This window comes from Achromobacter sp. NFACC18-2 (genome assembly GCF_900108985.1).
Lineage (GTDB): Bacteria > Pseudomonadota > Gammaproteobacteria > Burkholderiales > Burkholderiaceae_B > Achromobacter.
The window spans coordinates 1-14,381 of the sequence record NZ_FNYM01000028.1 but is presented as its reverse complement, the minus strand read 5'-3'; the positions used below and the strand labels follow the sequence as shown (position 1 = coordinate 14,381).

General features: G+C 66.1%; 15 protein-coding genes and 1 pseudogene. 6 read left to right on the top strand and 10 right to left on the bottom strand.

The features are described 5' to 3' along the window. Window positions 1–4: 4 nt before the first annotated feature. Window positions 5–994 (bottom strand): Bug family tripartite tricarboxylate transporter substrate binding protein, encoded by a 990-nt coding sequence (locus tag BMW75_RS28410; protein WP_092582832.1) that lies wholly within the window; start codon window positions 992–994, stop codon window positions 5–7. Window positions 995–1,096: 102 nt separating this feature from the next. On the opposite strand from BMW75_RS28410, the gene BMW75_RS28405 reads away from it, so the two are divergent. Next, window positions 1,097–1,891, top strand: a complete 795-nt coding sequence (locus tag BMW75_RS28405; RefSeq protein WP_076517421.1) for an IclR family transcriptional regulator — start codon at window positions 1,097–1,099, stop codon at window positions 1,889–1,891. Window positions 1,892–1,947: 56 nt separating this feature from the next. Here the strand turns inward: BMW75_RS28405 and BMW75_RS28400 are convergent, their stop codons facing one another. From BMW75_RS28400 to BMW75_RS28390, 3 genes are all read right to left on the bottom strand, one after another. Then, window positions 1,948–2,499: a DUF934 domain-containing protein gene (locus tag BMW75_RS28400; RefSeq protein WP_092582831.1), complete on the bottom strand. Its 552-nt coding sequence runs from the start codon at window positions 2,497–2,499 to the stop codon at window positions 1,948–1,950. Further along, window positions 2,492–4,234 (bottom strand): nitrite/sulfite reductase, encoded by a 1,743-nt coding sequence (locus BMW75_RS28395; RefSeq protein ID WP_092582830.1) that lies wholly within the window; start codon window positions 4,232–4,234, stop codon window positions 2,492–2,494. Before BMW75_RS28395 ends, BMW75_RS28400 begins: the two co-directional genes overlap by 8 nt. 212 nt (window positions 4,235–4,446) lie before the next feature. Next, a complete protein-coding gene (locus BMW75_RS28390; protein ID WP_092582829.1) occupies window positions 4,447–5,382 on the bottom strand; it encodes a LysR family transcriptional regulator in 936 nt (311 codons plus the stop codon). A 290-nt stretch (window positions 5,383–5,672) separates the two neighbouring features. Between BMW75_RS28390 and BMW75_RS28385 the strand changes: the two genes are divergently transcribed. Continuing rightward, window positions 5,673–7,010 carry a DUF3100 domain-containing protein gene (locus tag BMW75_RS28385; protein ID WP_092582828.1) on the top strand — a complete coding sequence of 446 codons (1,338 nt, stop codon included), beginning with the start codon at window positions 5,673–5,675 and terminating at the stop codon, window positions 7,008–7,010. Window positions 7,011–7,077: 67 nt separating this feature from the next. On the opposite strand, the gene BMW75_RS28380 is transcribed toward BMW75_RS28385, so the two are convergent. Beyond that, a complete protein-coding gene (locus BMW75_RS28380) occupies window positions 7,078–7,659 on the bottom strand; it encodes a hypothetical protein (protein WP_092582827.1) in 582 nt (193 codons plus the stop codon). A gap of 125 nt (window positions 7,660–7,784) precedes the next feature. After that, window positions 7,785–8,648 carry an oxidoreductase gene (locus BMW75_RS28375; RefSeq protein ID WP_092582826.1) on the bottom strand — a complete coding sequence of 288 codons (864 nt, stop codon included), beginning with the start codon at window positions 8,646–8,648 and terminating at the stop codon, window positions 7,785–7,787. A gap of 102 nt (window positions 8,649–8,750) precedes the next feature. Between BMW75_RS28375 and BMW75_RS28370 the strand changes: the two genes are divergently transcribed. Then, entirely contained in the window at window positions 8,751–9,719 is a 969-nt protein-coding gene (locus BMW75_RS28370; RefSeq protein ID WP_092582825.1) for an AraC family transcriptional regulator, read from the top strand. A gap of 66 nt (window positions 9,720–9,785) precedes the next feature. Here the strand turns inward: BMW75_RS28370 and BMW75_RS28365 are convergent, their stop codons facing one another. From BMW75_RS28365 to BMW75_RS28355, 3 genes are all read right to left on the bottom strand, one after another. Continuing rightward, window positions 9,786–10,385 (bottom strand): glutathione S-transferase, encoded by a 600-nt coding sequence (locus tag BMW75_RS28365; RefSeq protein ID WP_076517405.1) that lies wholly within the window; start codon window positions 10,383–10,385, stop codon window positions 9,786–9,788. Between the two features lie 112 nt (window positions 10,386–10,497). Next, window positions 10,498–11,148, bottom strand: a complete 651-nt coding sequence (locus BMW75_RS28360; RefSeq protein ID WP_076517384.1) for a carbonic anhydrase — start codon at window positions 11,146–11,148, stop codon at window positions 10,498–10,500. 183 nt (window positions 11,149–11,331) lie between these two features. Next, window positions 11,332–11,682, bottom strand: a complete 351-nt coding sequence (locus tag BMW75_RS28355) for an FxLYD domain-containing protein (RefSeq protein WP_092582824.1) — start codon at window positions 11,680–11,682, stop codon at window positions 11,332–11,334. A gap of 242 nt (window positions 11,683–11,924) precedes the next feature. Between BMW75_RS28355 and BMW75_RS28350 the strand changes: the two genes are divergently transcribed. The 3 genes and pseudogenes from BMW75_RS28350 (at window position 11,925) to BMW75_RS28340 (ending at window position 13,965) form a co-directional block, all read left to right on the top strand. Beyond that, window positions 11,925–12,251 carry a PsiF family protein gene (locus tag BMW75_RS28350; protein ID WP_092582823.1) on the top strand — a complete coding sequence of 109 codons (327 nt, stop codon included), beginning with the start codon at window positions 11,925–11,927 and terminating at the stop codon, window positions 12,249–12,251. 263 nt (window positions 12,252–12,514) lie between these two features. After that, window positions 12,515–12,802, top strand: a pseudogene (locus BMW75_RS28345) (tyrosine-type recombinase/integrase); the annotation flags it as partial. Next, on the top strand, window positions 12,799–13,965 hold the full coding sequence (locus tag BMW75_RS28340) for a PDDEXK nuclease domain-containing protein (protein WP_092582822.1): 1,167 nt from the start codon (window positions 12,799–12,801) through the stop codon (window positions 13,963–13,965). The pseudogene BMW75_RS28345 and the gene BMW75_RS28340, both read left to right, overlap by 4 nt. Window positions 13,966–14,113: 148 nt before the next feature. Here BMW75_RS28340 and BMW75_RS28335 read toward each other — a convergent pair. Continuing rightward, a partial coding sequence (locus BMW75_RS28335) for an integrase core domain-containing protein (RefSeq protein WP_254792049.1) occupies window positions 14,114–14,381 on the bottom strand: 268 nt, incomplete at its 5' end.

Genomic DNA, 14,381 nt, shown 5'->3' with positions numbered 1-14,381 from the left:
GTGGCTAGTTGGCCTTGAGGTTGGCGCTTTTCACGACGGCGCCCCACTTGTCGATCTCGCTGGCGATCTTCTTGCCGAAGGTCTCGGGCGTGTTGGGCTGTTGCGGGGCAAAGAAACCGCTCTGCTTGTACGACGCCTGCAGCTCGGGGCTGGCGAGCGCCTTGTTCACCGCCTGGTTCAGGCGGTCGATGACGGGGCGCGGCGTGCCGGCGGGCGCCACCAGGCCGAACCACGATTCCACGTCAAAGCCCGGCAGGCCGGACTCGTCCAGCGTGGGCACGTCGGGCGTAACCGGCAGGCGCTTGGGCGACGTGACGCCGATGGCGCGCAGCTTGCCCGCCTGCACGTGGGGCAGCGACGAGGGCAGGTTGTCGAACATGGAATCGACCTGGCCGCCCAGCAGGTCGGCCACCGCGGGACCGCTGCCGCGGTAGGGCACATGCAGGATGTCCGTGCCGGTCTTCATCTTGAACAGTTCGCACGACAGGTGAATGGACGAGCCGCTGCCCGATGAAGCGCAGGTCAGCTTGCCGGGATGCTGCTTGGCATAGGCGATGTATTCCTGCACGGTCTTGATCGGCAGCTTGGGGTTGACGACCAGGATGTTCGGGATGGTCGCCAGCAGGCCCACCGGCTCGAAGCCTTTGACGAAGTCGTAGTTGAGCTGGCTGTACAGCGTGCGGTTGATGGTGTTGGCGATGGAGCCCACGTACAGCGTGTAGCCGTCCGGCGCCGCGCGCGAGACGATCTCGGCGCCGATGTTGCTGTTGGCCCCGGTCTTGTTCTCGACGACGACCGTCTGCTTCAGCTCTTCCGAGAGCGACTTTGCCATCAGGCGCGCCACGATGTCGGTGGCGCCGCCCGCGGCGTAGCCGACCACGAGGGTGATGGGGCGTTCGGGGTAGGGGTTGGCCGCCCAGGCGGGGGCGGCGGCCAGCAGGCTGCCGCTCAAGGCCACCGCCGCAGCGGTCCAGCGCTTGCCGAATGTCTTCATTGTTGTCTCCGTCCTGTTTGTCTAATAATTGGACAAATCTCTGTCTGTCCGCCTTCATATTCGGCTTTGATGGGGGCGTCATCAACGCAAGGTGTCCAGAAATTGAACAAACCGGATTCCGAGGGTTCAGGTCCGCGCATCCTGCGGCGCGGGCTGCGGGTGCTGGGCGTCCTGCGCCAGGCCGGGGCAGCCGGCATGCACGTGGTCGACATCGCCCGGGCGGCGGACATGCAGCGATCCACCGTCTACCGCTACCTGGACGTGCTGGTCGAAGAGGGCTATGCGCTGCGCGAGTCGGATGCGCCGCGCTGGCGCGTGGCCGAGCTGGGCGTGATGATGGCCGGCGACCCGCACGCGCAGGCCGTGCGCAGCCTGCGGCCGCTGCTGCGCCAGATCAGCGATGTCAGCGGGGATTCGGCGTTTCTCATCTGCCGGGCGGCCAACGATTCCCTGTGCCTGCATCGCGAGGTCGGCAACTATCCGGTGCAGGTGCTGGCCGTCACGGTCGGGCACCGCCAGCCGCTGGGCGTGGGCGCGGCCGGGCTGGCGCTGTTGGGCGCCTTGCCTGCCGCCGAGGCCGACGAGGTGGTGGTGCAGAACGAGCAGGCGCTGCGCGCCTATGGCGGCATGACGGTCGCGCAGATGCGCCGGCTGGTCGAGAACACGCGCGACCGGGGCTGGGCGGTGGTGGGCAACGCGGCGGTGCCAGGGGTGCTGGGGGTGGGGGTGGCGCTATGCGACGCCGGCGGCTATCCGCGGCTGGCGGTCAGCGTGTCCAGCCTGATCAGCCGGATGCAGGCCCCGCGCCAGCGCAGCATTGCCGACCTGATCCGCGCGCAACTGGCGCAGAGCGGATTCGGCATGCAGCACGGGGGGGCGCCGGGCGGCCGGGGCTGATGCCCGGGGCGCCGCATGTCAGGACTGTCAGGACTGTCAGGACTGTCTGGACGTCGTCAGGCCGTGGCCGCGGCCGGCGTCGGCGCCAGGTACGTCTTCTGGTAGTGCACCGTGAACGTCTTGAACGCGTCCAGCGCCTTGTGCGGATCGTGGCCGGGCTTGACGAGGAAGCTGTCGAAGCCCACGCGCGCCTGGTAGTGGATGGTGTCGATCATCACGTCACCGACCGCGCGCAGCTCGCCCTGCCATTGATAGCGCGTGCGCAGCAACTGCGCCAGCGAATAGCCGCGGCCGTCGGTGTAGACCGGAAAGTCCACGGCGATGAAGGCGATGCCCTCGGGGTGCAGCGTGCCGTCGGCGTCCGCCAGGTCGGTCAGGTCGGCGTCGGGGTTCAGCAGCACGGCGACGGGATGCTTGTGGCGGCGCAGCGTGGCGCGCGACGTCTTCCAGACGGACAGCGGCACGATCCAGCCGGGTTCGTCGGCGGGCACCTGGCCTTCGGCGGGCACTTCGGGTTCGGGTACGAACGGACGCGAGGTGTCGGCTTCCAGCCGGCCGTTGCGGATGAGGTGCGGGCCGGGAGCGTCGTGGGCGTAGATTTCAGACATGGGCGGCCTCCGCGACCGGGGCGGGTTTGGCGAAGGCAGGGTCCGCGTACACGTCCTGCTTGAAGGGATCGATGCCGACGCGGTCGACCACGTCGATGAAGCGCTCGGCTTCGCTGTCGCGCAGGCCCAGGTAGGTGCGGATCAGGCGGTCGACCACGCCGGGCACCTGATGGCGCGCAAACGAGGGGCCGATGATGCGGCCGATGGCCGCGCCGCCGCCATGGGTGGATTCCAGGTCGGGCAGCGGCTTGGCGGCGCCGTTCTGGCGGCCGCCCACCGTGACCTGATACCACTCCTCGCCGGCCTTGTCGACGCCGAGGATGCCGATGTGGCCGACGTGATGATGGCCGCAGGAATTGATGCAGCCCGAGATGTTCAGGTCCAGCTCGCCGATCTCGAACAGGTAGTCCAGGTCGTCGAACTGGCGCTGGATGGCTTCGGCCACGGGGATGGAGACGGCATTGGCCAGCGCGCAGAAGTCTCCGCCCGGACAGGCGATGATGTTCGAGAGCAGCCCGATGTTGGGCGTGGCGAGGTTCAGCGCGTCCAGCTTGAGCCAGAGTTCGTGCAGGCGCGCGCGGCGCACGTCGGCCAGGATCAGGTTCTGTTCGTGCGACACCCGCAGTTCGCCAAAGCCGAAGTCGTCGGCCAGGTCGGCCACGGCATCCATCTGGTCGGCGGTGATGTCGCCCGGCGGCACGCCGGTGGGCTTGAGCGAGACGGTGACCGCGGCATAGCCGGCCACCTTGTGGGCATGCACGTTGGTGCGCAGCCAGCGCGCGAAGCGCTTGTCGGCCGCGGCCAGCGCCGCGGTGTTGTCGATGTCGGACGCGGCGCTGGCGTCGTATTGCGGCCAGACGAAACGCGACTTGATGGTGTCGACGAATTCCTGCGTGATGGTGTCCGGGCCGCCCTTGATGCGCTGCCACTCTTCATCGACCTGCTGGGCGTAGACCTCGGGCGTCAGGTCCTTGACCAGGATCTTGATGCGCGCCTTGTACTTGTTGTCGCGGCGGCCATGCAGGTTGTAGACGCGCAAGGCGGCCTGCAGATAGGTCAGCAGGTCCTGCCACTCGACGAAAGGATTGATCAGCTTGCCGACGATGGGCGTGCGGCCCAGGCCGCCGCCGACCCACACGCGAAAGCCCAGCTTGCCGTCGCGCTCGACGGCCTGCAGGCCGATGTCGTGCACGCCCACGGCCGCGCGGTCCTCGACGGCGCCGCTGACCGCGATCTTGAACTTGCGCGGCAGGAAGGCAAATTCGGGATGCAGCGTGGACCACTGGCGGATGATCTCGCACCAGACCAGCGGATCGACGAGCTCGTCCGGCGCGACGCCGGCAAAGTGATCGGTGGTGGTGTTGCGGATGCAGTTGCCGCTGGTCTGGATGGCGTGCATCTGCACCGTGGCGAGTTCGGCCAGGATGGCCGGCACGTCTTCCAGCTTGGGCCAATTGAACTGGATGTTTTGGCGGGTGCTGAAATGCCCATAGCCGCGGTCCCACTTGCGCGCGATGTGGGCCAGGGTGCGCAGTTGGCGCGACGCCAGCATGCCGTACGGAATGGCGACGCGCAGCATCGGCGCATGGCGCTGGATGTACAGGCCGTTCTGCAGGCGCAGGACGCGGAAATCATCTTCGGTCAGCTGGCCGTCGAGAAAGCGGCGCGTCTGGTCGGCGAATTGCGCCACACGCTGCTCGACGAGCTGTTGGTCGACGGGGTCATACACGTACATGTCTACTGCCCTTGAAGTCTTTTCGATCTGAGCCCCACGGCGGGGCGGGCGCAGGGCGCCGGCAAAACGGGATTCATAACCGTAACAGCCACCCGTCGCGGGCGTCTAAGTCATTCTGGTAATAAAGAAATAAGGGCTCGGGAAGGGGCCCGGCGCCATGTCCGCGGATTCGCCTTGGGCGGCGCCATGGGCCAGACCAAAGCGGATCGTCGTCAGCCGACCGTATCGGTGGCCGCGGCCGCGTGCGCGCCGATGCCGCGCACGATGTGTTCCAGCAGCTCGCGCGCGGCAGGCGAGATGTGCCGGCCCGCGCGGCTGAGCACATGCAGGCTGCCCTGGTTCAGGATGGGATTGGCCAGCGGCAGGCTGGCCAGGCGCTGGGCCTGCATGTCGGCGGTGACCGCGATGGGCGGCGTGAGCGCGTAGCCGATGCCGGCCGCCGCGAACTGCCACAGCGCCTTGAAAGACGAGGTGGTCAGCACGTTGCGCAGCCGGACCTGTTCGCTGATCTCGGCGGCCTGGATGTGCTGGCGCACGCCAAACCCTTCCTGCATCGACGCGCCGGGATAATCGGCCAGGTCGGTCAGCAGCAGGGGGCGGCCCAGGCGCGTGAGCGGGTGGTCCTGGCGCACGATGGCGCGAATGGGCTCGGGGCGCGAGTAATGGGTGCGCAGGCGGGCGTCGGTGGGCGGCTGGAAGACCAGTCCTATATAGGCGCGGTCATCCACGATGCGCTGCACGATCTCGGACGTGCGGGCCACATCGATGTCTAGCGTCACTTCGGGATGGCTGCGCCAATAGCCGGGCAGGACGCGGTCGAACATCAGTTCCACGAAGCCCTCGCCCAGCACCAGGTCGATGTGGCCGCGCTCGGCCTTGCGCAGGCTGTCGATCTCGGAAAAAAAGCTCTCCTGGATGTCCTGCTGGCGCTTCACGTAGCGGGCCAGGATGTGGCCAGCGTCGGTAGGCACCACGCCCCGGCCGCGACGCTCGAACAGCGCCATCCCACAGTCGCGCTCCAGCGCGGCGATGGCGCGGCTGACGGCGGAGGGGTCCATCTCCAGCGCTTCGGCGGCGCCCCGCACCGAACCTCGGCTCATGACCTGCATGAAATAGTGGGTGCGGCGGGCGTCGAGTTTTTCGTCCATGGCGTCAGGTCCCGTGACGTAAGTGCGGCTGATTTTCCACGATGAGAATTTAGGGTTTACCCTAGCAAGACGCTGTCCCGTGCAAAATTTTCCCAGTAAATCGGCATCCGTTGCATTTTACGCAACGTTTATCGGCGTTGGATGTCATGGTTGCCCGCGGAAGGGGCGAGCGAAAATTGCGCACGCCGGCAGGGCGCCGATGGCGCTCATGCCCGGCTGCGCTGCATGAGCCGCCCGGCGCGTTCCGGGTCGCCAGCACGCAAACGATTCACGTCATCAGGGGAAAACCAATGTCTCACGCCAGCGCCAGCCTGGCCCTGCCTTCCATGCCGCTATCGGGGCGCGTGCGCATGCTCGCCGCCATCCTGCTGGTGGTGATCATTTCCGAAGCGATCGGCAGCGTCACCTTCTCGGTCGGTCCGGGCAAGATCGTTCTGCAGCCCATGCTGTGGGCGATCTTCATCGGCGCCGTCGTCGCGGCGTTTGGCCAGCGCCTGCCGGCGGGCGCCGGCATCGACAAGGCCATGCAGACCCGCATCAGCGGCTACCTGCAATACGCGCTGCTGCCGTTCCTGGCCAAGCTGGGCCTGATGGTGGGCGGCGCGTTGCCGCAGGTGCGCGAGGCCGGCTGGGCGCTCGTGTTCCAGGAGTTCGGCCATTTCTTCGGCACCATGGCCATCGGCCTGCCGCTGGCCCTGCTGCTGGGCATCAAGCGCGAAGCCATCGGCGCCACGTTCTCGGTGGGCCGCGAGCCCAGCCTGGCCATCATTGGCGAACGCTACGGCATGAACTCGCCCGAAGGCCGCGGCGTCATGGCGGAATACATCACCGGCACCGTGATCGGCGCGCTGTTCGTGGCGCTGATGGCCGGCTTCATCACCAGCCTGAACATCTTCGATCCGCGCTCGCTCGCCATGGGCGCCGGCGTGGGCTCGGGCAGCATGATGGCCGCCGGCGTGGGCGCCATCGCCTCGCAGCAGACGCCCGAGATGGCGCATCAGGTCGCCGCCCTGGCTGCCGCCGCGAACCTGCTCACCACGGTCGTGGGCGTGTACTTCACGCTGTTCATCTCGCTGCCGACCACGATCTTCCTGTACGGCAAGCTGGAACCGGTGCTGGGCCGCTTCTCGCGCGGCAAGTCCGGCGAGGCCGTCGTGGACGAGAGCGTGTCCGAAGACGTCCCGGCGCACAGCGCCAAGATGGGTTTTGGCGACCGCCTGACCGCCTACGTCATCTGCGGTCTGTTCGCGCTGGTGGGCAACAACCTGGGCTACAAGGTGCCGTTCCTGGATGCGTTGCCCGGCATGGGCATCATCATCCTGCTGGTCGTCGTCACCGACCTGATCCTGCGCGTCGTGCCCAAGCTGCCCGCCGTGTTCGTGCTGTCGCTGATCGCCATGACCGCGGGCTGCCCCGGCGTGCTGCCCTACTCGGATCAGATCATCGCGCTGGTCGGCAAGGTCAACTTCCTGCCGTTCACCACGGTGATCCTGGCCATGGCCGGCCTGTCGATCCTGAAGGACCTGCCCGCGTTCCGCAAGCTGGGCTGGAAGATCGTGGTGGTGTCGCTGGCCGCCAACGCCGGCACCTTCATGGGCGCCACGATGATCGCGGAATTCTTCCACTGATCACCCCGCGCTTCACGACAAAGCCGCCTCTTGCAGGCGGCTTTGTCATTGGTGCGCCATGCGACGGTCAGGGCGCCGCGCCGGGCCGGTAGCGCGCGTTGTCTGTGGCGTTCTCGGTGGGGCCGATGTTGGCGACCTTCGGCACGCCGATGCCGGCAGCCTTCAGCGCCGCGGCCGCCTGCAGCTCGACCTGCGGATTGCCCATCGCGACGCGGTAGGGCTGCAACGGGGCCAGCCCTTCGATGGTGCCCCAGTCATTGGCGGTGTCGGCGCGCTGCGCCAGCGGATCCGGGCGAGCGGAAAATTCCTCGACGGCGCGCCGCATCCGGGATTCGGCATAGAGATCGCGCAATTCGTCGACGTTGAGCGCCGGGGCGGCGAGCACGAGCGGCGAGGCCGGGGAGCGCGCCCGGTCGCGGACCGCCGATGCGTCTTGATCGGCGCGGACCGATCTGGCGGCCTCGGCCTGTTCGATACGCCGGGCTTCCCAGGCGTCCTGGGCCCGTGCCGTGCGCTGGGCCTGCTGGGCAGCGTGGGTGCGCGCCGCCTGTTCGGCTTCCCAGGCGGGGCGGTTTTCATCCAGCATCGACGCGCGCGCGGGGTAGGGCGCGGCAGCGCCGGAAACAGCGGAGATCGCAGCAACGTTCATGCGGGGCTCCTGTTCGTGGTTGGCCTGAAAGTTGGTCCGTCCAGCGAGTTACAAGTTCAATGTAACAGAGGTGGGAGCTGCCCGCGCGGTGCGCCGGGGTATACCCCACCGGGCACCTGCAACGTTCAACTGCGCGCGGAGACCTCGTCCATGCCACCCCCGTCCGTGGAAACGGTCAGCGCCTCCCAGGCGGACATTTCCTGGCTCAAGGCGGACAGCTTGTCGCGCACCAGGGCCAGGGCGTCGCTGCCGAGCAGCAGATGGGTGGGCGGATGCTCCGCGGCGATGGCCGCAAGCATTGCGCGCGCCGCTTTGCGCGGATCGCCCAGTTGCCTGCCGCTTTTCGCTTCGCGGGCCTGGCGGATGGGGTCGAAGATGCCGTCATAGTCTGCAATCGAGCGCGGCGTGCGTACCATGGACCGGCCAGCCCAGTCGGTGCGGAACGATCCCGGCGCCACGGCCGTCACGGCGATGCCCAGGGATCGCACCTCCTTGCCCAGCGCCTCGGAAATGCCTTCCAGCGCGAACTTGCTGCCGCAGTAGTAGGCGATGCCGGGCATGGTGATGTGGCCGCCCATGGAGGTGATGTTCAGGATGTGGCCACGTCGGCGCTGGCGCATGAAGGGTAGGACCGCCTTGATCATCGCGACCGCCCCGAACACGTTCACATCGAACTGGCGGCGCATTTCCGACAGCGGCGATTCTTCCATCACGCCCTCGTGCCCGTAGCCCGCGTTGTTGACCAATACGTCGATGCCGCCGACCTGGGCGTCGACCTCCGCCACGACGCCGTCGATGGCATCGAAGTCGGTCACGTCCAGCACACGGCCGATCGCGGCGCCGGGGGACAGGGCTTCGAACGCGAGCCGGGCCTGGACGGTGCGCACCGTTCCGACGACCTGATGGCCGGCTGCGAGGGCCTCTTCGGCGAGCGCGCGGCCAAAGCCGCTGCTGACGCCTGTGATGAGCAGGGTTTTGGGGGATGCCATCGATCTTCTCTCAAATGTCTGTGATGTCTAAAGGAGAGTGCATGCTAGTCTTGCCGATGGCGCTGAATAAGCCAGATTTCCCTATATTTCTTGCACAAAACTATGTCCGTTTCCGCTGCGGCCGAGGATGGCGCCGGGGCCCCGCCTTGCGCGGTCACCCCCATGGTGGCGCTGCTGCGCGACTTGGCCCCCAATGAGGGCTACAACCTCACCGCCCTGCCCAGCGTGCGCGTGCTGCGCGCCAACGGTCCGCTGGCGCGTACGCCCGTGCTTTACGACCCCGGCATCGTGATCGTCTGCCAAGGCCGCAAGCGCGGGTACTTCGGCAATCGCCAATATCTGTACGACGAGCAGCATTACCTGGCCGTGTCCGTGCCCGTGCCCTTCAGCATGGAGACCGACGCCACGCCCGAACGTCCGCTGCTCGCGCTCTACCTGCACCTGGACTTCGTGCTGGCGGCGGAACTGATGGCGCAGATCGACGACGCCGGATCGGCGGCGCCCGCCCAGGCGCCGCAAAGCATGATGTCGACCCCGATGGACGACCGGATGCGTGCGTCGGTGTTGCGCTTCATCGAGGCCTTGAACCGGCCGCTGGAGGCCGCAGTGCTGGGTCCCGCGCTGCTGCGCGAACTCTATTTCCGGGTGTTGACCGGCCCGCAAGGCAGTTCGATGCGGGAAGCGCTGGCCATGCGGGGGGCATTTGGCCGTATCGGCAGGTCCCTGCGTCTCATCCACGCGGAGTTCGCGCAACCGCTGGACGTGACGCGGCTGGCGGCCGAGGCGGGCATGAGCGTCCCAAGCTTTCACAGCCACTTCAAGGCGGTTACGCAGGCGTCACCCATGCAGTACGTGAAATCGACGCGCCTGCATCAGGCGCGCCTGCTGATGGTGCGGCAGGCGCTGACGGCGGAGACGGCGAGCCTGGCCGTGGGCTACACCAGCCCGTCCCAGTTCAGCCGCGAGTTCAAGCGCCTGTTCGGCCTGACGCCCGCGGCCGAGGCCCGGCGCATGCGGCTGGGCTTTGCCTTGCCGCCGTTCGCGGACGCGACCTTCGTGTCGTCGCATTGAACAACAAAGCCCCTGTCCATGCGGTCCAGGGGCTTTGATGCAACGCGGTGGCGCTGGCGCGTTCGATCAGGGTTTGGTCGCCTGCATCGAGGGGCGCTGGCTGAAGCCTGCGTACCAGGCCGCGGCGGCCGGATGCGACGCGCGCCAGTCCAGATCCGGAAAGCGGAAGTCCAGGTAGCCCAGCGCGCAGCCGATGGTGATGGTGCCGATGTCCACCCGGCCGTCCAGGCCCGCGGCGTTCTTCTCGATGAGCGCGAGGCCGTCGCGCACCTTCCCCAACTGCCCCTCGACCCAGGCGTCCCAGCGCAACGCCTCGGGACGCAGCACCGCCTCGTAGCGCGCCAGCAGCGCCGCGCCCAGCATGCCGTCGGCCATGGCCTGCTCCGTCAGCGCTTGCCAGCGGTCTTTGCCGGCGGGGAAAAACGAACCGCCGCCCAGGTCGTTCAGGTATTCGCAGACGACGCGGCTGTCGAACAGCGCCTGGCCTTCATCGGTGATGAAGGTGGGAACCTGGCCCAGCGGATTGCTCGGGATGATGGTCTGGTCGCGAGCGACGGGACCGGCGGCGCTGGGCAGCTTTTCAATGCGGTCGGCCAGGCCGAGCTCATGGGCGATGACCATGCATTTGCGGACGAAGGGGGAAGCTGGCGAGAAGAAGATTTTCATGGGGTTCCCTGTCTGTGAGAGGCGTCAGTGTTGCGCATGGGAGCGAACACTGTCCAGCCCGTCTGTGGATGACGAGCGGGAAGACAGGAAACATGCAATCGCCGCGCGCCGCTTACTCCGTGACGCCCGTTTCCACGCAGGGATTGAATTCCCCCGTCGCCGGGTCGCGCAGGAACAGCACGCCGGTGGCCACGCCGAAGTACGTGCCGTGCAATTCCAGTTCGCCCTTTTCGACGCGGCGGCGGATGGACGGGAACGTCATCAGGTTGTTCAGGCTGTGCTCGACGGTGGCCAGTTCCAGGCGCTTCAGGTTGGCCTGGCGGTCGCCGGTGCCGCGGTCCAGGCGCTTGGCCACGGGTTCGATCTGGGACATCCACTTGCCGATGAAGTCGGCCTTGGCCAGCGGCTTGGCGTCGTCGAAGAAGAAGCGGATGCCGCCGCAGGACGCGTGGCCCAGCACGACGATGTGCTTGACGTTCAGGCCGCTGACCGCGAATTCGATGGCGGCGCTGGTGCCGTGGTACGACGATTCCGAGTCCGGATCACAGGGCGGAACGAGGTTGGCCACGTTGCGGACCACGAACATTTCGCCGGGGCCCGCGTCGAAGATGACTTCGGGCGACACGCGCGAGTCGCAACAGCCGATGATCAGGATTTCCGGGCTTTGGCCGATTTCGGCCAGCTTTTGATAGCGGCTGCTTTCCGTCTGGAAGCGGCCGTCCAGGAAAGATTGGTAGCCTTCAGAGAGTCTTTTGGGAAACATGATCTTCACTTCCTAGTATCGAGGCCAGGCTTGCTGGCGCGCCGGCAGACGCACGAAGGGGCTTCGTGTGGAAGCCCCTTTTATCGAGCCGGCAGCCAGGATTTTCCCATAACTGACCTGATCGCCGCCTGTCTAGACCCTGATTCGAAAAGGGTTTTTTGATCCGTCCGGGCGCCGCCGGCGCTAGCGGGCGGCCACGTCCAGCGCGTTGACGCGGGTGAATTCCAGGGGCGTGATGGCCTTGACCACCTTGATCTGGCCGGGCGCCAGGGGGCCGACGACGTCCTCGCGCACCCGGCCCACTTCGCGGTCCTGCGCGTCGTAGAGGACGTAGGTCAGGAGCACGCTGTTGACGGCGCGGTCGGACTGGTTGGCGAGAAACCCGGTGATGGTGGAGACGTTGCGGGTGGTGTCGCGCACGGCCTGGACGTTGCCGAGCGTGATGCCGTAGGCAAGACTCTGCGCGCCGGCGGCGCCGGACAGGCCGGTCAGGCCGGCCAGCAGGGCCAGCGTGGCAAGGACGAGTGGCTTCATGGTTGTCTCCTGAGGCGCGCGGTCTGGCGTTCGTGGCATGGCGCGGCGCGGGTTATGCGTATCTCACTCCTTTCCGGGCGGGGAGACAACGGGCCAGACGGATGAATGGGTAACAGGTTGCGGCGGATGTTGCGAAGGCGCGGGGATTGTCCGATGATGACCGGGCCGGCGCCTTGGCCGGCGGACCGTGCCGCCCGCATTGCGCGTGTCCTCACGCTCGTGGGCGCTCAAGGGAGGAATTCATGCTTTCCCGTATCAGCCAGCTGGCTTCGGCCATTCTGTTGTCCGCATGTTTCGCCGGCGCGCAGGCGCAGACCCCCGCCGCCCCGTCAACCGCCAAGACGCCAACGCCGCAGCAGCAGCGCATGTCGGACTGCAACAAGGCCGCGGAGGGCAAGAAGGGCGATGACCGCAAGGCCTTCATGAGCAGTTGCCTGAAGGGCGAAGAGCCCGCCAAGCAACTGACGCCGCAGCAGCAGAAGATGAAGGACTGCAACGCCAAGGCCGCCGAGCAGAAACTCACCGGCGATGGGCGCAAGACGTTCATGAGCAACTGCCTGAAGGGCTGATGGCCCGGGAAGGAAGAAAGCGCCAGATTGCTGTCTGGCGCTTTTTTTTTGTTTCACGATGACTCTAGTACCGCTATTCGCTGGACTACGCCAAGGCTAGATACAGCAGGTTTATCAATCACTTAGGCGAGTTCAACATATGCCGGTGCTTTCCGGAACTTGACCCGGCTTCCCTTCGCGTGGCTCCCATGCGGCTCTTGGAAGCCGGGCTTTCCGAGGAGTCATCATGGCGAAAATCAAGCTCACCAAGTCCGTAGTCGATGCGGCACATGACCCACGGCGAACACTACGGCGGCTGGACGCGCGTGCTCAAGGCCGCTGATGTGCCGCATGTCGGCACGCATGGCATCCGCCACCGGGCGACGACCGACATTGCCAATTCGGGCGTGCCGACCAAGGTGGGCATGAAGCTCACAGGTCACAAGACCGTGGCGATGTGTATGCACTATGTTCATGCCGAGGACAAGCCGGTACGGGGTGTTGCCGAACTGGTGGCGAATCGGCGGCTGGCGATTACCGGGGCGTCCCGTTCTATGGAGGTGACAGCATGACAAGGAAGACGCCCGTGGCAGCGCGGAAACCCGCTGCCTTACCGGCCGGCTATGCCGGCATCCACGGCGGCATCGTCGAGTTGCTGGACGCGGCGCGCCAGGCGGCGGCGCGCAGTGTCAACGCGCTGATGACGGCCAGCTATTGGGAGATTGGCCGACGGATCGTCGAAGCCGAGCAGAAAGGGAGGCGGCGGGCCGGTTACGGCGAGCAGTTGATGGCGCGGTTGTCCGCCGACCTGACGGCCCGGTTCGGGCGCGGGTTCAGCCCGGACAACCTGGAGAACATGCGGCGTTTCTTCGTCGCTTACCCCCTTGAGGCAATTTCCGAGACACTGTCTCGGAAATCTGGAGACGGACTGCCCATCGAGAATTCCGAGACAGTGTCTCGGAAATTCGACCTCTCCGAATTGGCCCAGGTCTTCACGCTACCCTGGTCGGCCTATGTCCGGCTGCTGTCGGTCAAGGATGACCATGCCCGTCAGTTCTACGAGGCCGAGGCGCTGCGTGGGGGCTGGAGCGTGCGCCAGCTCGATCGGCAGATCGGTAGCCAGTTCTACGAGCGCACGGCCTTGTCAAAAGACAAGGCGGCGATGCTGGTCAAGGGTTCGGTGGCCAAGCCAGAGGATGCCGTCGCGCCCAATGACGCCATCAAAGACCCGTATGTGCTGGAGTTCCTCGACCTCAAGGACGAGTATTCGGAATCCGACCTGGAAGCGGCCTTGATCCAGCGGCTGGAAGACTTCCTGCTGGAACTGGGCGAAGGCTTCACCTTCGTCGGGCGGCAACGTCGGTTACGTATCGACCAAACCTGGTATCGGGTGGATCTGCTGTTCTTCCATCGCAAGCTGCGCTGCCTGGTCATTATTGACCTGAAACTGGGCAGCCTGACCCATGCCGATGTAGGACAAATGCATATGTACTGCAACTATGCCAAGGAGCATTGGGCCTACCCGGATGAGAACCCGCCGGTGGGCCTGATCCTGTGCGCTGACAAGGGCCATGCCCTGGCGCGGTATGCATTGGATGGTCTGCCGACCAAGGTGATGGCGGCCAACTACCGGACAGTGTTGCCCGACGCCGAGTTGCTGCAAAAGGAACTGGAGAACACGCGGCGGCTGCTCGAATCTCGCGGAACGCTGTCCCTCAAGGACGACAAGCCATAGTTATACGTCCCGGCTTACCGCCGTCGGGCTCGTGACCCTAACCCCGAATTAGTCCGGATCAGAAGTAGAGATTTCCGGCGTTTGACCCTAACCCCGAATTAGTCCGGATCAGAAGTAGAGATTTCCGGCTCATGACCCTAACCCCGAATTAGTCCGGATCAGAAGTAGAGATTTCCGGCTCATTGAGGTTGGTACTATGGCCGCTGGCCAAGTGCTGGCGCGCGTATTCAGCAGGTGCCTGCCACTTCAGCGCGGAGTGGGGACGAACCTCGTTATAGTACGTCCGCCAGGCGTCGATTTTCTCCTTGGCGTCGGCAAATGACAAGAACCAGTGGCTGTTCAGGCATTCCTGACGGAAGCGGCCATTGAAGGATTCGCACTGCGCATTGTCCGTCGGCTTGCCGGGCCGGCTGAAG